This window comes from Pseudomonas asiatica (assembly GCF_009932335.1).
GTDB lineage: Bacteria > Pseudomonadota > Gammaproteobacteria > Pseudomonadales > Pseudomonadaceae > Aquipseudomonas > Aquipseudomonas asiatica.
The window spans coordinates 970,211-987,964 of sequence record NZ_BLJF01000001.1 but is presented as its reverse complement, the minus strand read 5'-3'; the positions used below and the strand labels follow the sequence as shown (position 1 = coordinate 987,964).

General features: G+C 63.5%; 14 protein-coding genes. 5 read left to right on the top strand and 9 right to left on the bottom strand.

What is annotated here, in order from left to right:
- Nucleotides 1–144 precede the first annotated feature (144 nt).
- Genes mfd through GYA95_RS04485 form a run of 3 tightly spaced genes read left to right on the top strand, consistent with a single transcriptional unit; the run spans nucleotide 145 to nucleotide 7,489 of the window.
- Nucleotides 145–3,594 carry a transcription-repair coupling factor gene (gene mfd, locus GYA95_RS04495; protein WP_015269538.1) on the top strand — a complete coding sequence of 1,150 codons (3,450 nt, stop codon included), beginning with the start codon at nucleotides 145–147 and terminating at the stop codon, nucleotides 3,592–3,594.
- Nucleotides 3,595–3,603: 9 nt separating this feature from the next.
- Nucleotides 3,604–4,176: a CsiV family protein gene (locus GYA95_RS04490; RefSeq protein ID WP_015269537.1), complete on the top strand. Its 573-nt coding sequence runs from the start codon at nucleotides 3,604–3,606 to the stop codon at nucleotides 4,174–4,176.
- Nucleotides 4,177–4,180: 4 nt separating this feature from the next.
- Complete coding sequence (locus tag GYA95_RS04485; protein WP_015269536.1) at nucleotides 4,181–7,489, top strand: DEAD/DEAH box helicase; 3,309 nt, start codon at nucleotides 4,181–4,183, stop codon at nucleotides 7,487–7,489.
- Between the two features lie 126 nt (nucleotides 7,490–7,615).
- Here the strand turns inward: GYA95_RS04485 and nagZ (GYA95_RS04480) are convergent, their stop codons facing one another.
- From nagZ (GYA95_RS04480) to GYA95_RS04465, 4 genes are all read right to left on the bottom strand, one after another.
- Complete coding sequence (gene nagZ, locus GYA95_RS04480) at nucleotides 7,616–8,614, bottom strand: beta-N-acetylhexosaminidase (RefSeq protein ID WP_161551239.1); 999 nt, start codon at nucleotides 8,612–8,614, stop codon at nucleotides 7,616–7,618.
- Nucleotides 8,615–8,808: 194 nt separating this feature from the next.
- A complete protein-coding gene (nagZ, locus tag GYA95_RS04475) occupies nucleotides 8,809–9,807 on the bottom strand; it encodes a beta-N-acetylhexosaminidase (protein WP_170976293.1) in 999 nt (332 codons plus the stop codon).
- A gap of 22 nt (nucleotides 9,808–9,829) precedes the next feature.
- Complete coding sequence (locus tag GYA95_RS04470) at nucleotides 9,830–10,354, bottom strand: L,D-transpeptidase (protein WP_015269533.1); 525 nt, start codon at nucleotides 10,352–10,354, stop codon at nucleotides 9,830–9,832.
- 40 nt (nucleotides 10,355–10,394) lie between these two features.
- The gene (locus GYA95_RS04465; protein WP_013971718.1) at nucleotides 10,395–11,108 is read right to left on the bottom strand and encodes a TetR/AcrR family transcriptional regulator; all 714 of its coding nucleotides are present in this window, start codon (nucleotides 11,106–11,108) and stop codon (nucleotides 10,395–10,397) included.
- A gap of 215 nt (nucleotides 11,109–11,323) precedes the next feature.
- On the opposite strand from GYA95_RS04465, the gene lexA reads away from it, so the two are divergent.
- The gene (lexA, locus tag GYA95_RS04460) at nucleotides 11,324–11,932 is read left to right on the top strand and encodes a transcriptional repressor LexA (RefSeq protein WP_004376420.1); all 609 of its coding nucleotides are present in this window, start codon (nucleotides 11,324–11,326) and stop codon (nucleotides 11,930–11,932) included.
- Nucleotides 11,933–11,945: 13 nt separating this feature from the next.
- Nucleotides 11,946–12,422 (top strand): SOS-induced cell division inhibitor SulA, encoded by a 477-nt coding sequence (gene sulA / locus GYA95_RS04455; protein ID WP_015269532.1) that lies wholly within the window; start codon nucleotides 11,946–11,948, stop codon nucleotides 12,420–12,422.
- A gap of 49 nt (nucleotides 12,423–12,471) precedes the next feature.
- Here sulA and GYA95_RS04450 read toward each other — a convergent pair whose 3' ends face one another.
- The 5 genes from GYA95_RS04450 to fadA all read right to left on the bottom strand — a co-directional run bounded on the left by GYA95_RS04450 (nucleotide 12,472) and on the right by fadA (nucleotide 17,744).
- Nucleotides 12,472–12,705 carry a hypothetical protein gene (locus tag GYA95_RS04450; protein WP_004376430.1) on the bottom strand — a complete coding sequence of 78 codons (234 nt, stop codon included), beginning with the start codon at nucleotides 12,703–12,705 and terminating at the stop codon, nucleotides 12,472–12,474.
- A 50-nt stretch (nucleotides 12,706–12,755) separates the two neighbouring features.
- The gene (locus tag GYA95_RS04445) at nucleotides 12,756–13,271 is read right to left on the bottom strand and encodes a DUF6586 family protein (RefSeq protein ID WP_043935471.1); all 516 of its coding nucleotides are present in this window, start codon (nucleotides 13,269–13,271) and stop codon (nucleotides 12,756–12,758) included.
- A 258-nt stretch (nucleotides 13,272–13,529) separates the two neighbouring features.
- Nucleotides 13,530–16,139 (bottom strand): type I DNA topoisomerase, encoded by a 2,610-nt coding sequence (gene topA / locus GYA95_RS04440; protein ID WP_161551238.1) that lies wholly within the window; start codon nucleotides 16,137–16,139, stop codon nucleotides 13,530–13,532.
- A 100-nt stretch (nucleotides 16,140–16,239) separates the two neighbouring features.
- The gene (locus GYA95_RS04435; RefSeq protein ID WP_015269530.1) at nucleotides 16,240–16,491 is read right to left on the bottom strand and encodes a DUF1653 domain-containing protein; all 252 of its coding nucleotides are present in this window, start codon (nucleotides 16,489–16,491) and stop codon (nucleotides 16,240–16,242) included.
- Nucleotides 16,492–16,568: 77 nt separating this feature from the next.
- Nucleotides 16,569–17,744, bottom strand: coding sequence for an acetyl-CoA C-acyltransferase FadA (fadA, locus tag GYA95_RS04430; RefSeq protein WP_013971712.1), 1,176 nt, complete (start codon nucleotides 17,742–17,744; stop codon nucleotides 16,569–16,571).
- Nucleotides 17,745–17,754 lie beyond the last annotated feature (10 nt).

Below are 17,754 nucleotides of genomic sequence, written 5' to 3'. Positions count from 1 at the left end.
CATTATGACGCCCCAACGCGTTACGGGCAATGAGCGCCTGTCGCGGCCACGCAAGCCAGCGTTCACGCCCTTTCGAACCTGACAGCCGGCACCGTCACCGGTACAATCGATCTCTTTGCCGCAACGCTTGGAGTGCAATCTCCCGTGTCAGTTCTGCGCCTACCGCAAATGTCGGCCACGGCCGGCAAACAAACCTGGGGCAATCTACCCGGTGCCGCCCTCAGCCTGGCCATCGCCGAGGCCGCCAGCAGCGCGGGCCGCTTCACTTTGCTGCTGACAGCCGACAGCCAGGCTGCCGATCGTCTGGAACAGGAACTTCGCTTCTTTGCCCCGGACCTGCCGGTGCTGCCGTTCCCCGATTGGGAAACCCTGCCCTACGACCTGTTCTCGCCGCACCAGGACATCATTTCCCAGCGCATCGCCAGCCTCTACCGCCTGCCCGAGCTGAGCCACGGCATCCTCGTGGTGCCGGTCACCACCGCCCTGCACCGCCTGGCGCCGACCCGCTTCCTGCTGGGCAGCAGCCTGGTGCTGGACGTGGGCCAGACCATCGATGTGGAGCAGATGCGCCTGCGCCTGGAGGCCAGTGGCTATCGCTGCGTCGACACCGTCTACGAGCATGGCGAGTTCGCCGTGCGCGGCGCGTTGATCGACCTGTTCCCGATGGGTAGCAAGCTGCCCTACCGTATCGACCTGTTCGATGACGAGATCGAGACGCTGCGCACCTTCGACCCCGAGACCCAGCGCTCGATCGACAAGGTGGATTCGGTGCGCCTGCTGCCGGCGCGCGAGTTCCCGATGCAGAAAGAGGAAGTGACCCGCTTCAAGGCGCGCTTCCGCGAACGCTTCGATGTCGATTTCCGCCGCAGCGCGATCTTCCAGGACCTGGCCAGCGGTATCATCCCCGCCGGCATCGAGTACTACCTGCCGCTGTTCTTCGAAGAAACCTCGACCCTGTTCGACTACCTGCCGGCCGACACCCAGGTGTTCTCGCTGCCCGGCGTGGAACAGGCCGCCGAACACTTCTGGAACGACGTGCGCGGGCGTTATGAAGACCGCCGTGGCGACCTGAGCCGGCCGCTGCTGCCGCCGGCCGAGCTGTTCCTGCCGGTGGAAGACTGCTTTGCCCGGCTCAAGCAATGGCCACGGGTAGTGGTCAGCACCGAAGACCTCGACCCGGGCGTGGGTCGCGAGCGCTTCCCGGCACGCGCCCTGCCCAACCTGGCAATCGAAGCCAAGGCCAACCAGCCCCTGGCCGAACTGGCCAACTTCCTCGACCAGTTCCCCGGCCGGGTGTTGTTCACCGCCGAATCGGCGGGCCGCCGCGAAGTGCTGCTGGAGCTGCTCGAGCGGCTGAAACTGCGCCCGCATACCGTCGACGGCTGGGCCGACTTCATCACCGGCAGCGAACGCCTGGCAATCACCATCGCCCCACTGGACGAAGGCCTGCTGCTGGACGACCCAGGCCTGGCCCTGATCGCCGAAAGCCCGCTGTTCGGCCAGCGAGTCATGCAGCGCCGGCGCCGCGACAAGCGTGGCGAAACCGCCAACGACGCGGTGATCAAGAACCTGACCGAGCTGCGCGAAGGCGCGCCGGTGGTGCACATCGACCATGGCGTGGGCCGCTACCTGGGCCTGGCCACCCTGGAAATCGACGGCCAGGCCGCCGAATTCCTCACCCTGGAATACGCCGAGGGCGCCAAGCTGTACGTGCCGGTGGCCAACCTGCATCTGATCGCTCGCTACACCGGGAGCGACGATGCCCTGGCACCGCTGCACCGGCTGGGCTCGGAGGCCTGGCAGAAGGCCAAGCGCAAGGCCGCCGAACAAGTGCGCGACGTCGCCGCCGAACTGCTCGATATCTATGCCCGCCGCGCCGCGCGCAAAGGCTATGCATTTGCCGACCCGTCCGCCGACTACGCCACCTTCAGCGCCGGCTTCCCGTTCGAGGAAACCCCGGATCAGCAGGCTGCCATCGAAGCCGTGCGTGCCGACATGCTGGCGCCCAAGCCGATGGACCGCCTGGTGTGCGGCGACGTCGGCTTCGGCAAGACCGAAGTGGCCATGCGCGCAGCGTTCATCGCCGTACACAGCGGCCGCCAGGTGGCCGTGCTGGTGCCCACCACCCTGCTCGCCCAGCAGCACTACAACAGCTTCCGCGACCGCTTTGCCGACTGGCCGGTGACCGTGGAGGTGATGAGCCGCTTCAAGTCGGCCAAGGAAGTGGCCAACGCCGCCGCCGATCTGGCCGAAGGCAAGATCGACATCCTCATCGGCACCCACAAGCTGCTGCAGGACGATGTACGCTTCAAGGACCTGGGCCTGGCCATCATCGACGAAGAGCACCGCTTTGGCGTGCGCCAGAAGGAACAGCTCAAGGCCCTGCGCAGCGAAGTGGACATCCTCACCCTCACCGCCACGCCGATCCCGCGTACGCTGAACATGGCGGTGGCGGGCATGCGCGACCTGTCGATCATCGCCACGCCGCCAGCGCGCCGCCTGTCGGTACGCACCTTCGTCATGGAGCAGAACAAGAGCACGGTCAAGGAGGCGCTGCTGCGCGAGCTGCTGCGCGGTGGCCAGGTGTACTACCTGCACAACGATGTGAAAACCATCGAGAAATGCGCCGCCGACCTTGCCGAACTGGTGCCAGAGGCGCGCATCGGTATCGGCCACGGGCAGATGCGCGAGCGCGAGCTGGAACAGGTGATGAGCGATTTCTACCACAAGCGCTTCAACGTGCTGGTGGCCTCGACCATCATCGAAACCGGCATCGACGTGCCCAGCGCCAACACGATCGTCATCGAGCGCGCCGACAAGTTCGGCCTGGCCCAGCTGCACCAGCTGCGCGGCCGTGTTGGCCGAAGCCACCACCAGGCCTACGCCTACCTGCTGACGCCAACCCGGCAGAAGGTCAGCGCCGACGCCGAAAAACGCCTGGAGGCGATCGCCAACACCCAGGACCTCGGTGCCGGCTTCGTGCTGGCCACCAACGACCTGGAGATTCGCGGAGCCGGCGAGCTGCTGGGCGAAGGCCAGAGCGGGCAGATCCAGGCGGTGGGCTTTACCTTGTACATGGAAATGCTCGAACGCGCGGTCAAGGCGATCCGCAAGGGTACCCAGCCCAACCTTGAGCAGCCGCTGGGTGGTGGTCCGGAAATCAACCTGCGCCTGCCGGCACTGATCCCCGAGGACTACCTGCCCGACGTGCATGCACGGCTGATCCTGTACAAGCGCATTGCCTCGGCCGCCGATGAAGAAGGCCTCAAGGACCTGCAGGTGGAAATGATCGACCGCTTCGGCCTGCTGCCCGAGCCGACCAAGAACCTGATGCGCCTGACCTCGCTCAAGCTGCACGCGGAAAAGCTCGGCATCAAGAAAGTCGACGCCGGCCCCAACGGCGGCAAGATCGAGTTCGAGGCCGAGACCCCGGTCGACCCGCTGACCCTGATCAAGCTGATTCAGGGCCAGCCCAAACGCTACAAGTTCGAAGGCGCCACCCAGTTCCGTTTCCTGGTGCCCATGGAGCGCCCCGACGAACGTTTCAATACCCTGGAGGCGCTGTTCGAGCGCCTGACCCCACAGCCTGCCTAAGGAAGACCCATGCGTGCCATCCGTTGCCTGACCCTGCTGCTGGCGCTGTTCGCCCCGGCCGCCTTCGCCGAAGGCCTGTATCAGGTAGAAATGATCCTGGTGCGGCAGAACAGCGTGCCCGCCTTCACCAGCCCGTTTGCCCCCGAAGACTGGAGCGCCGGCGCTCCGCGCCTGGAGAAGGACGCCGAGCGTCGCCTGGCGCTGGAAGACGAAGCCACCCGCCTGGAAGCCACCGCCGACTACACCGTGTTGATGCACAAGGCCTGGCAGCAGCAAGTGGGCAGCGAGCCCAGCCGCATCGCCTTGGGTGAAGGCGCCGAGCAGTTCGGCCACTTCCCCATCGAAGGCAACCTGAGCATCGCCGAGGGCCGTTTCATCGCGGTCGAGGCCAATTTCTGGGTCAACCAGCTGGACGGTAACGGCAGCGTGCTGCAAAGCGAGCAGTTCAAGCAGAGCAACAGCAACGTCAAGGGCGGCCAGCTGACCTTCCTCGATGGCGGGCACCTGGCGGTGCTGCTGAAGGTGACACCACCAGGTACGCCTAAAATGCCGGTAATGGACCCGGAGATGATGGAGCAGTGATGCAATGAGCCGTGACGCTCTCCAGTTGCTGCGCGAGTACCCGAACTGGACCCAGTCGTTCACCGGCCCGGTCCTGCAACGCGGCGAGCGTTACGCCCGGGAAGACCGGGTAGAGATCGAAAGCTGCACCGGCACGCTCGTCGAAGCCAGCTGTCGTGGCAGTGAGGGCAGCCCTTATCGGCAGAGGATCACCCTCACCGCCCTGGCTGGCCGCTGTCATGTACGCGGCCAGTGCAGTTGCCCCGTGGGGCACAACTGCAAGCATTGCGCCGCCGCGCTGTTCGTCCTGAGCGAACAGCAGGCAACGGTGAAAAGTGACGGTGACGCACTGCCGGCCAACCTGCAGCGCTGGCTGAAAGGTCTCGAACAGCCTGCGCAGGAGCCTGCCGAAAACCAAGACAAACGCGGGCGCATGGTTTGCTACCAACTCGTGCTGACCGACGAGCCAGGCTGCGCGCTGCGGATACGCAAAGGCACACGCGAAGACCAGGGGCTGCGCTATAGCCGTGTGCAGTCACTCTACGATTTCCTTTACGAACCTCCGCGCTTCGTCAAGGAAGACGATATCCGCATCTTGCGCCTGCTTTCGGCGCTCAATCAGGCCGGCAGCCAGGACCGCGGCTACCAGCTCAAAGGCCGGGAAGGCGGCGAACTGTTCCAGCGCGCGCTGGATACCGGCCGCATGCTCTGTAACGAAAACAAGCCCCTGCTGCGCGAAGGCCCTACGCTTGCGGCCGAGTTCCGCTGGGTGCGGCTGGACAATGGTCACTATCGGGGCATCTGGTACCACGGTGAAACGCCGCTGAACTGCGTGATTGCGCTGCTGCCACTTTACTATTTCGATTTCACCGGCAGCGTGGTGGGTAAACTCGAGCACAGCCTCGATCCGCATATCGCCCTGCAACTGACCATCGCTCCTGACGTTCCGGAACACCTTGTCGTGCCCCTCAGCCACAAGCTCAACGCCTTGAACCACCAACTCCCTACCCCAACCACGCTGGACGAACAACTCATTGACGACCTGCAGCCCAGGCCGCACCTGGCCCTGGGCAGTCTCGAATTCAGCGCCTACATGCCCAAGACCGGCCGCATGCAACGGCAGATGCAACACCGTGCCGCGCTGGCATTCGACTACGACGGCCTGCGCGCCAGCGGCAGCGACGACAAGCCGCTGACCCGCCTGGTCGGCGATACCTGCCAGCGCATCCGCCGCCAGCCCCAGGCCGAACAGGCGCTGCGCAAGGTGCTGCGCGACCTCGGTTTCAAGGCCGCCACCCGGCAGAGCAAGGCCCTGCCTGACAGTGCCGGCGAGATGCTCCAGTTGCCCGATGACGAAGCCTGGCTGCGCTTTGCCCGCGAAGGCCTGCCGCGCCTGCGCGAAGCCGGTTGGAACATCGACATCCACCGCGACTTCGCCTTCAACCTGCAGGAAGTGGACGACTGGTACGCCACCATCGACGAAGCGCCCGGCCATGAATGGTTCGACCTGGAGCTGGGCATCGTGGTCGATGGCCAGCGCCACAGCCTGCTGCCGATCGTGCTGCAACTGCTGCGCAGCAACCCGGAGCTGCTGCGCCCCAGCGAACTGGCCCGGCGCAGTGACGACGAGCACCTGCTGATCGACCTCAACCGTGGCCGCCTAGATGCCCCGGCCCTGCGCGTTGCCTTGCCCTATGGCCGCATCAAGGCAGTGATGGGCACCTTGGGCGAACTGTACCTGCACGAAGACGCCGCAGGCCCGTCCCTGCGCCTGGACCGTGCCGATGCCTCACGCCTGAACGACATCGACGGCCTGCCCCTGCATTGGGAGGGTGGCGAGCATGTGCGCGACCTGGGCCGTCGCCTGCGCGATGCCCGTGACTTGCAGGTAGAACCGCCGTCCGGGTTGCAGGCCAGCCTGCGCCCTTACCAGCAACAAGGCCTGAACTGGCTGCAGGCGCTGCGCGAGATGGGCACCGGCGGCATCCTCGGCGACGACATGGGGCTGGGCAAGACCCTGCAGGCCCTGGCACACCTGCTGCTGGAAAAACAGTCCGGGCGCCTGAGCGCACCGGCCCTGGCGGTGATGCCGACCAGCCTGGTGCCCAACTGGCTGGACGAAGCCCAGCGCTTCGCCCCCGGGCTGCGCGTGCTGGCCCTGCAAGGCCCGGGGCGCAGCAAGCATTTCGCCAAACTGCACGAATACGACCTGGTCCTGACCACCTATGCCCTGGTGCCACGCGACCTCGAGCACCTGCGCGCCCAGGCCTGGCATGTGCTGGTGCTGGACGAGGCACAGAACATCAAGAGCAGCACCAGCAAGGCCGCCCTCGCGGTTTGCGAGCTGCGGGCCAATCAGCGCGTCTGCCTGACCGGCACGCCAATGGAAAACAACCTGGGCGAGCTGTGGTCGATTTTCCACTTCCTCATGCCTGGCTGGCTGGGTGACCTGAAGCGCTTCAACCAGGACTACCGCACACCGATCGAGCGCCACGGCGACAGCGAGCGCATGGCCCACCTGGCCAGCCGCATCCGCCCGTTCCTGCTGCGCCGCACCAAGGAGCAGGTGGCCACCGAGCTGCCGGCCAAGACCGAGATGGTGCACTGGGTCGAGCTTAGCGATGCCCAGCGCGACACCTACGAAGCCGTGCGGGTGGCCATGGACAAGAAAGTCCGCGATGAAATCGCCCGCAATGGCGCCGCGCGCAGCCAGATCATCATCCTCGACGCCCTGCTCAAGCTGCGCCAGGTATGCTGCGACCTGCGCCTGGTCAAAGGGGTGGAAAGCAAAGGCAACCAGGCCGACAAGGGCAAACTGGGCGCGCTGCTGGAAATGCTCGAAGAGCTGCTGAGCGAAGGGCGCCGGGTACTGTTGTTCTCGCAGTTCACCTCGATGCTGGCGTTGATCGAGCAGGAACTGGAGAAGCGCAAGATTCGCTACAGCCTGCTGACCGGCGACACCCGCGACCGGCGCACGCCGGTGCAGCAGTTCCAGCAGGGTGACAGCGAAGTGTTCCTGATCAGCCTCAAGGCGGGTGGCGTGGGCTTGAACCTGACAGCCGCGGACACGGTGATCCACTTCGACCCCTGGTGGAACCCGGCCAGCGAAAACCAGGCTACCGACCGCGCCTACCGCATTGGCCAGGACAAGCCGGTATTCGTGTTCAAGCTGATCACCCGGGGAACGGTGGAAGAAAAGATCCAGCTGTTGCAGCAGGAGAAGGCCGCGCTTGCGGCGAGCCTGCTGGATGGCGGGCAGGCCGGGCAATGGCGGCTGGGGGATGAAGAGATCGAAGCGCTGTTTGCGCCGCTGCCCGGGAAGCGCGGGCGGTAGCCCAGAATCCTTCGCTGCCTGTACCGGCCTCTTCGCGGGTAAACCCGCTCCCACAGGGAGATCAGTGCCCTCAAGGGCGGTGCCGTACCTGTGGGAGCGGGCGTGCCCGCGAAGGGGCCGGCGCGGTCAATCGACCAACTGCGCCTCTCGCAACGCCCTCAACGCCTCCAGCCACCGCGGCTGCTGGCGATAGTCAGTGCGTGCAAAACTGAAGCCTCGCATCCGAGCAAGGCGCGGCGATGGCTTGACTTTCAAGCGCTGCGCAGCAAGCAGAGCAAGCTCTGCCGAAGCCCGGTCATTACATACCAGGCCCACGTCACATCCCGCACCGAAAGCAGCCTCGACGCGACCAGCAACATCTCCGACCACATGGGCACCGGCCATGGACAGATCATCACTGAAAATCACGCCATCGAAGCCAAGCTCCCCCCTGAGAATGTCCTGAAGCCAGCGCCTCGAAAAACCGGCGGGCTTACTATCGACCTGGGGATAGATCACATGTGCAGGCATCACTGCCGACAGCTGGCGTGCCAATCGGGTAAATGGCACCAGGTCCGTCTTGCGCAGTTCATCCAGGCTGCGATCATCTACGGGAATGGCCACATGCGAATCGGCCTCAGCCCAGCCATGCCCAGGAAAATGCTTGCCGCATGCTGCCATGCCCGCTGCAGTCATGCCCCGGATGAACGCCCCACCCAGCTGAGTGACACGCTCTGGATCACCATCGAAGGCACGTGCACCAATGACTGCACTGCGCCCATGATCCAGATCGAGCACTGGAGCAAAACTCAAATCCAGCCCGATCGCCAGCACCTCGGTTGCCATCAACCAGCCACAATGCCCGGCCAATCGCTCGGCATCATCGCTCTGGGCGATCTGCCGCATGGATGGCAACCTGACGAACCCTTCACGCAAGCGTTGCACCCGCCCACCTTCCTGATCGACCGCAATGATCAGGTCAGGGCGCAAAGCACGTACCGAAGCGCACAGCTCCCGCACCTGACGCGGGTGGGCAATATTACGAGCAAAGATGATCAAACCAGCTACTTCAGGCTGGAGCAATAACCGACGATCCTCAGGCGTCAGCCCTGTGCCTTCGATATCGACCATCAAGGCCCCCTGCATACAAACTGTCATTACAAAATCCTCTAATCGAATATCAGAAACCCATTACGGGCGAAGCGGAGAAATCTCCGCTTTGCCCGAGTCTCTGGAATGCGTGCCGCCTGGTACACCGGGGCACATTTCCCGGTGTACTCACGCAATACGCACATCGAAAACGCAGGATCCTGTCTCGGACCGAGCAGGGTGGAGCCTCGTCAGTCGACCAGTTGAGCGTCCTTCAACGCGGACAATGCCTGCTGCCAACGAGGCTGCTGACGATAGTCAGTCCGCGCAAACCCTTGCCCGCGCATGCCTGCGATGCGTGGCGAAGGTTTTACCTTCATGCGTTGTGCCGCGCTCAATGCCAGCTCCGCCGCCGCCCGATCATTGCAAACCAGCCCCATATCACAACCGGCGCTCAGTGCTGCTTCGATGCGGCTCGCCGCGTCCCCGACAACATGTGCGCCGGCCATCGACAAATCGTCACTGAAAATCACCCCGTCGAAACCCAGCTCGCCACGCAGGATGTCCTGCAACCAGCGCCGTGAGAAGCCAGCCGGCTGGTTGTCGACCTGCGGGTAGATGACATGCGCCGGCATCACTGCCGCCAATTGCCCGCTCAGGCGGGTGAACGGCACCAGGTCGGCCTGGCGCAGCTGTTCGAGGCTGCGCTCATCGGTCGGGATGGCCACATGCGAGTCCGCTTCGGCCCAGCCATGCCCCGGGAAGTGCTTGCCACAAGCCGCCATACCCGCCGCATTCATGCCACGGATGAACGCCCCGGCCAGTTGCGTGGCACGCAGCGGGTCACTCTCGAAGGCGCGGCTGCCCACCACGGCGCTGCGCTGGTGGTCCAGGTCGAGTACCGGGGCAAAGCTGAGGTCCAGGCCAACCGCCAGCACCTCGGTCGCCATCAACCAACCGCACTGCTCGGCCAGGTACTCGGCGTTGTCATTGTCGGCCAGCGCTCGCATGGCCGGCAGGCGCACAAAGCCCTGGCGCAGGCGCTGCACCCGGCCGCCCTCCTGGTCCACCGCCAGGATCAGGTCGGGCCGGATGGCACGGATCGACGCGCACAGTTCACGCACCTGGCGCGGGCTGTCGATGTTGCGGGCAAAAATGATCAGGCCAGCCACTTCAGGTTGGCGTAGCAGGTGACGGTCTTCGGCGGTCAGCCATTTACCGGCGATATCCACCATCAGGGAGCCTTGCAGGCTGACAGTCATGGGTAATCCTTCATTGAAGACTGAGAGAAGCCCACTGGGGGCAGGCGGCCTGCTCGATGCGCACCGGGCAATGGGCCGGCACCTGCTCGAACAGGCTTAGCAAATCGATGTTGCGCAGGCGTATGCATCCATGGGACAGCGCTACGCCCAAGGGTTCCGTATCCGGGGTGCCGTGCAGGTAGATATAACGGCGGAAGGTGTCGACCGCACCCAGGCGGTTGACACCCGGCTCGCAGCCACTAAGCCAGAGGATGCGGGTGAGGATCCAGTCCCGGCCGGGGTATTGCGCATGCAAGGCCGGCGACCACACCTCGCCGGTCCAGCGCCGCCCGACCAATACCGCTTTCAGCGGCAAGCCCGCGCCGATCTTCGCTCGCACCTGGTGCAAGCCACACGGCGTGCAACCCGAGCCGTTGCGCTCGCCGGCGCCGTTGCGCGCCGTTGAAACCGGCAGGCGTACGCGCAGCTGGCCATCGGCAAAACCATAAAGGCGCTGATCGGCGAGGGAAATGTGCAGGAAGTCGAGGTCAGGCATGGGCGCTAGCTTAGCCGAAGCGCCCTGCCCCGCCCAGCCTTCAGGCCTTGGCGGTGGTCGCGCCTGCGCTGGTCTTGGTGCGCGGGCGCAGCTGCGCGGCGGCCATGGCGTCGTCGGTTACACCGCTATCGGCACGCATGCCCGCAGCCAGGAACGGCACCATCAGGCGCATTACCTGCTCGATCGAGGTATTGATGCCGAAATCGGTTTCGGCAATCGCCCGCAGGGCCTTGATACCAGACATGCTGAAGGCGGCGGCGCCAAGCATGAAGTGCACGCGCCAGAACAGCTCCAGCGGCGGAATGCGCGGCGCGGCCTCGTTGACCAGTAGCATGTACCGGCGGAACACCTTGCCGTACATGTCTTCCAGGTAACGCCGCAGGTGGCCCTGGCTCTGGCTGAAGGCCAGACCCAGCAGGCGCATGAAGATCGACAGGTCGTTGTTGCTGCGCGGCTGCACGGCCAAAGCCTGCTCGACCAGCATTTCCAGCAGCTCCTCGAGGCTCGGCTTGTGCTCAGGCTTGGCCTGGCGCCGCTCCAGCTCACGTTCGAGGCTGGCGCAGAACGGCCCGAGGAAGCGCGAAAACACTGCCTGGATCAGGGCCTTCTTGGAGCCGAAGTGATAGTTGACTGCCGCCAGGTTGACCCCGGCCTTGCTGGTAATCAGCCGCAACGAGGTTTCTGCGAACCCCCTTTCCGCGAACAGCTGCTCGGCAGCATCGAGAATGCGTTCAACGGTTTCCGATTGGGCCATGACTACTCCGACTACTCCGCCAGACAAACAGGTGTTTGAAACATACGTTTCAGCCCTGTTTCTGTCAAGGCTCGGTGACCGGTCGGTCGCCATTTAAAAACGCCAGGCGGGTGGCTGCAAGCGCCATTGCTACTGTTTATTGCGGGTTTTGGCTTGCAGCGCATCCAGTACTGTATATAATCCCAGTCACTGTACAAAAAGACAGAGCGCTCACCATGTTGAAACTGACGCCACGCCAAGCCGAAATTCTCGCGTTCATCAAGCGTTGCCTGGAAGACAACGGCTTCCCGCCGACGCGCGCCGAGATTGCTCAGGAGCTGGGCTTCAAGTCGCCCAACGCCGCCGAGGAGCACCTCAAGGCCCTCGCCCGCAAAGGCGCGATCGAGATGACCCCGGGCGCCTCCCGTGGTATTCGCATCCCCGGCCTGGAAGCCAAGGCCGAAGAAAGCGGCCTGCCGATCATCGGCCGGGTTGCCGCCGGTGCGCCGATCCTTGCCGAACAGCACATCGAGCAATCCTGCAACATCAACCCCGACTTCTTCCACCCCCAGGCCGACTATCTGCTGCGCGTACACGGCATGAGTATGAAGGACGTCGGCATCTTCGATGGCGACCTGCTGGCGGTACACACCTGCCGCGAAGCCCGCAATGGCCAGATCGTCGTGGCCCGCATCGGCGACGAAGTCACCGTCAAGCGCTTCAAGCGCGAAGGCAGCAAGGTGTGGCTGCTTGCCGAAAACCCCGAATTCGCCCCCATCGAAGTCGACCTGAAAGAACAGGAGCTGGTGATCGAGGGCTTGAGCGTCGGCGTCATTCGCCGCTGATCCAGGAGGCATCATGCAGCAGTTCATTCACGTACCCGAGCAAGCTCAGTTGCCATTGTTCGAAGCATTCCTCGCCCAGCCCGTACTGCCTGGCCTGAAAGCCAGCGAAGTGGCACGCAAGAACAGCCAGCCCGAGCTGTTCAGCGAACTGTCGCTGCGCGGAGCCCCCGGGCATTGCCAAAGCCTGCTGGCACCCGTGCTGCGCGAACTGAGCGAAGAGGACGAGACCCGCTGGCTGACCCTGATCGCCCCGCCGTCGAGCCTGACCCAGGCCTGGCTGCGCGATGCCGGGCTCAACCGTGAACGCATCCTGCTGCTGCAACCTCGCGGCAATCAAAGCCCGCTTCAACTGGCCTGCGAAGCCTTGCGTCTGGGCCGCAGCCACACCGTCGTCAGCTGGCTGGGCAATGTCAACGCCACTGCGCGCCAGCAATTGCTGCGCGCTGCCAGTGCCGGAAACGCACAAAGCCTGAACATCCGCCTCGGCTGATGTTCAGGCTTTGCCTGTCACTGCATGAAACCTGATGCCTTGCTGCACCTCAGTGCAGCACTCGCGGCCCTTCATCACGCTCAAGCTCGCCATCCATCAGGCGACCGGCCATCTGTACGCCCACGCTGAGCATGGCCTTGGCCACTTCCACATGCTGACCCTGCAGGAACGCCTTGGCGTCTTCCGAGAAATCCAGGGTTACCAGAGAGCCCTCATCCTCGGCGCGACGCAGTTCGATGCGGCCATCAGGCAACTCGACAATTTCCAGAAACGACGTAGACATAAATGGCAGTTCTCCGCGAAAGGCCGGCATTGTACCAGCCGTAGCTGCTATCAGCACTCACTCAACGCGTCACGGAAACGTCTCACCAGGCCTTTGAGGTCGCTGCGCCAGCGTTCCAGTTCGGCATGCGACAGCGCCGGATGCTCGGGCTCATCGAGATTGACCGCCTGAATCAATGGCTGGGTAACGTCGGTTTTCGGCGTTTTTTTCGCGACCGGTGGTCGGAACAAATCGGCATAAGCACCAAGCATTTGTGCCAGCCAGGTTTCGCGCTGGCGGGCCAGCTCCAGCAGCTCGGCCACTTCCGGGATGGCGATACCGTTCAGGGCGTCGTCAGCCAGTGCTTGCTCGACAGTTGCAACAACTGGCAGGCGGTAGAAGCCACCAATTTCATGACACAGGCCCAGCAATGCGCCGTAGAGATGGAACAGCGCCGACTCGCGTTCGGCCTGGACCAGGCCCTGGGCATTCATGGCCTGGCTTTGTTCGGCCTTGGCCATGGACTCCAGGGCGAGGCCGGCAAAGAACAGTTTCTGATTGGTGCGGGTGTAGAGTTCCTGGGCCATTTCAGTGACCTCCCTAAGGCTGCAAGGCGGATAGCTGCATCATAAATGATTGGGGCCGCTTTGCGCCCCTACGCAGGCTTGCCCCGCCTGACCGGTTAACGCGGTCAGCTGTAGGAGCGGCCTTGTGTCGCGAAAGGGCTGCAAAGCAGCCCCAGCAATTTGTGCATCTGCGCTGAAATCCTGGGGCTGCTTTGCAGCCCTTTCGCGACACAAGGCCGCTCCTACAAGGGCGCGCGCAGGTCAGAGACTGATGAAGAATCAGCGCTTGTCTTCAACCTTCCACGCATTGCCGTCGTAGAACGCCTTCCAGCCGGTCGGCTTGCCATCAACCTCGGACTGCACATACTGCTCCTTGGTCTTGCGGCTGTAGCGGATAACTGCAGGGCGGCCTTCCGGGTCTTTCTGCGGCGCATCGCACAGGAAGTGGTACTTCGGATCAATCTCGTGTTTGTGTGGAACGATTTCCAGCACCAGCGGTGCACGGGTTTCGCGATTCTTGGGGAACTGGCTGGCTGCCAGGAACAGCCCCGAAGCGCCATCACGCAGCACGTAGGTATCGTCGACCTTCTCGCACTTGAGCTCCGGCATGTCCACCTTGTCCATCTTCGGTGGCGCCGCCTCGCCGCTCTTGAGCAGTTTGCGAGTGTTCTTGCACGCCGGGTTGGTGCAACCGAAGAACTTGCCAAAGCGGCCAGTCTTCAACTGCATCTCGCTGCCACACTTGTCGCACTCCAGGCTCGGCCCTTCGTAACCCTTGATGCGGTAGTTGCCTTCCTCGATCTCGTAGCCAGCGCAATCCGGGTTGTTACCGCAGATGTGCAGCTTGTGCTTCTCGTCCAGCAGGTATGCATCCATCGCCGTGGCGCAGATCGGGCAGCGGTGCTTGCCCAGCAACACGCGGGATTCCGATTCGCCCTCGTCGTCGGCGGCAATCTCGTCGCCCGGCACCAGGTTGACGGTGGCCTTGCAGCGCTCTTTCGGCGGCAGGCTGTAGCCCGAGCAACCGAGGAACACGCCGGTGGAGGCGGTGCGGATCATCATCGGCCGGCCACATTCCTTGCACGGAATGTTGGTCATGGTCGGCTGGTTGGCACGCATGCCGTCTTCGCTGGACTCGGCAGTCTGCAGCTTCTTGCTGAAGTCGCCGTAGAACTCGTCGAGCACGTTCTTCCAGTCACGCTCGCCCTGGGCCACGTCGTCGAGGTTCTCTTCCATGTCGGCGGTAAAGCCGTAGTCCATCAGGTTGGAGAAGCTTTCGGACAGGCGCTCGGTGACGATGTCGCCCATCTTCTCGGAATAGAAGCGGCGGTTGTGCAGGGTCACATAGCCACGGTCCTGAATGGTCGAAATGATCGCCGCATAGGTCGACGGGCGACCGATGCCGCGCTTTTCCATTTCCTTGACCAGGCTGGCTTCGGTGAAGCGCGCCGGTGGCTTGGTGAAGTGCTGGCTCGGGTCGATCTGGATCAGCTTCAGCGCTTCGTCCTGGACCATTTCCGGCAACACGTCGTCTTCGCCAGGCTTGCTCTGTTGCGGCAGCACACGGGTGTAACCGTCGAACTTGAGGATACGGCCCTTGGCACGCAACTCGAAGTCGCCTGCAGCCACGGTGACGCTGGTGGACAGGTACTGCGCCGGCGGCATCTGGCAGGCCAGGAACTGGCGCCAGATCAGCTCATACAGGCGCTCGGCGTCACGCTCCATGCCACTGAGCTTGCTCGGGTGGGTGTTCACGTCGGAAGGACGAATCGCTTCGTGCGCCTCCTGGGCGCCTTCCTTGCTGCCGTACACCAGCGGTGCCTCGGGCAGGTACTGCTTGCCGAACTCGCGCTCGATGTAGCTGCGCGCCATATCCAGGGCGTCGGCCGACAGGTTGGTCGAGTCGGTACGCATGTAGGTGATGTAGCCGGCTTCGTACAAGCGCTGGGCCATCATCATGGTTTTCTTCACACCGAAGCCCAGGCGGTTGCTGGCGGCCTGCTGCAAGGTGGAGGTAATGAACGGTGCCGAAGGCTTGCTGCTGGTCGGGCGGTCTTCGCGCTTGACCACGCTGTAGCTGGAAGCCTTGAGCTTCTCCAGCGCGGCCATGGCCTGGGCTTCGTTCAGCGGTTTGAAGGCCTCGCCCTTCTCGCGGGCCACTTCGAAGCGCACCTTGGCGTTCTTGGCGGTGCCGAGGTCGGCATGGATTTCCCAGTACTCTTCCGGGATGAACGCGCGGATTTCACGCTCGCGCTCCACCACCAGCTTCACCGCGACCGACTGTACACGGCCGGCGGACAAGCCCCGGGCGATCTTGGCCCACAGCAGCGGCGAAACCATGTAGCCGACCACGCGGTCGAGGAAACGCCGCGCCTGCTGCGCGTTGACCCGGTCGATATCCAGCTCGCCCGGCTGCGAGAAGGCTTCCTGGATAGCCTTCTTGGTGATTTCGTTGAACACCACGCGCTTGTAGCGGGTGTCGTCGCCGCCGATGGCCTCGCGCAGGTGCCAGGCAATGGCTTCCCCTTCGCGGTCCAAGTCGGTTGCGAGATAGATGGTGTCGGCGTCCTTCGCCAGGCGGCGCAGCTCTTCGATCACCTTTTCCTTGCCAGGCAGGATCTCGTACTTGGCCTTCCAGCCGTGGTCGGGGTCGACGCCCATGCGTGCCACCAGCTGGCGGCGGGCCTTTTCCTTCGGCGACAGGGCCGGAGCCTCACCCGCGGCCTTGCCACGCTTGGCGGCTGGCTCTTTGCTGGCGCTGGCCGAACCGCTGGTGGGGAGGTCTCGGATATGGCCGATACTCGACTTCACCACGTACTGGTTGCCCAGGTACTTGTTGATGGTCTTGGCCTTGGCCGGGGATTCCACAATGACCAGCGATTTGCCCATGGATCGGAGTATTCCTGAATCTGAAGATGAAAAACGCGTCAGGTGCCAGACGCGGCACCGCTATATATAGTGGCAAAAGTGTGAGGTCAAGTTCGGACTATCACTGGTGCGACTTGCCCAGCACCCCGGGCAGCCCCTCTTCGGCCTTGACCAAAGCAAAGCGTGGCACCTGCTCGCCGTCAACCTCGACGGACTCCCGGAACATCGAAAGTGGCCGTACCCAGAAGCTGTAATCACCATACAGGCATTGGTAGAACACCATCCACTCTTCGCTCTCGGAGTGCCGCGCAACACTGAAGACACGGTACTCAGGCCCTTTGTAATGCCGGTATACGCCTGGTTGTATCTGCATGTTGCTCCACCCTCTTGAATAAAACCTGTAAAAACAAAACCGGGGCACAAGGCCCCGGTCGCTGTCCCGCTACGCGATCAGACGCGCTCGAAGACAGTGGTGATACCTTGGCCGAGGCCGACGCACATGGTCGCCACCCCCAGGGTACCGCCATTCTGCTTCATGACATTGAGCAGGGTGCCGGAAATCCGCGCCCCGGAGCAACCGAACGGGTGGCCCAAGGCAATGGCGCCGCCGTGCAGGTTAACCTTCTCATCCATCTTGTCGAGTACTTTCAAGTCTTTCAGCACTGGCAGGGCCTGTGCAGCGAAGGCTTCATTGAGCTCGATGAAATCGATGTCGGCCATGGTCAGGCCAGCACGTTTGAGGGCTTTCTGGGTCGACGGCACCGGGCCGTAGCCCATGATTGCCGGGTCGACACCAGCTACCGCCATGGAACGGATGACCGCCAATGGCTGGATGCCCAGGTCCATGGCGCGCTGACCGGACATGACGATCATGCACGATGCACCGTCGGTGATCTGCGACGAGGTACCGGCAGTGACGGTACCGCCTTTCGGGTTGAACGCCGGCTTCAGCGATGCCAGGCCTTCGAGGGTGGTTTCCGGGCGAATGGTTTCGTCGAAATCGAACACCTTCAGGAAGCCGTTCTCGTCGTAGCCCTGCATCGGGATGATTTCGTCCTTGAACTTGCCTTCGACCGTGGCCTTGTGGGCCAGCTGGTGCGAACGCAGGCCGAACAGGTCCTGCTGCTCACGGGTGATGCCGTGCATCTTGCCGAGCATTTCCGCGGTCAGGCCCATCATCCCGGAAGCCTTGGCAGCATGCAAGGACAGGTGCGGGTTGGGGTCGACGCCATGCATCATGCTGACGTGGCCCATGTGCTCCACGCCACCGACCACGAACACATCACCGTTGCCGGTCATGATCGCCTGGGCGGCGGTGTGCAGCGCGCTCATCGACGAGCCGCACAGGCGGCTGACGGTCTGCGCCGCGGAAGTGTGCGGGATCTGGGTCATCAGCGAGGCCATGCGGGCGATGTTCCAGCCCTGCTCGAGGGTTTGGTTGACGCAGCCCCAGATCACGTCCTCGACTTCTTTCGGGTCGACCTTGTCGTTGCGTTCCAACAGCTTGCTGATCAGGTGCGCCGACATGTCTTCGGCGCGGGTATTGCGGTGCATGCCACCCTTGGAGCGGCCCATCGGCGTGCGACCGAAGTCGACAATCACCACGTCTCTTGGATTCAGGCTCATATCAAATCTC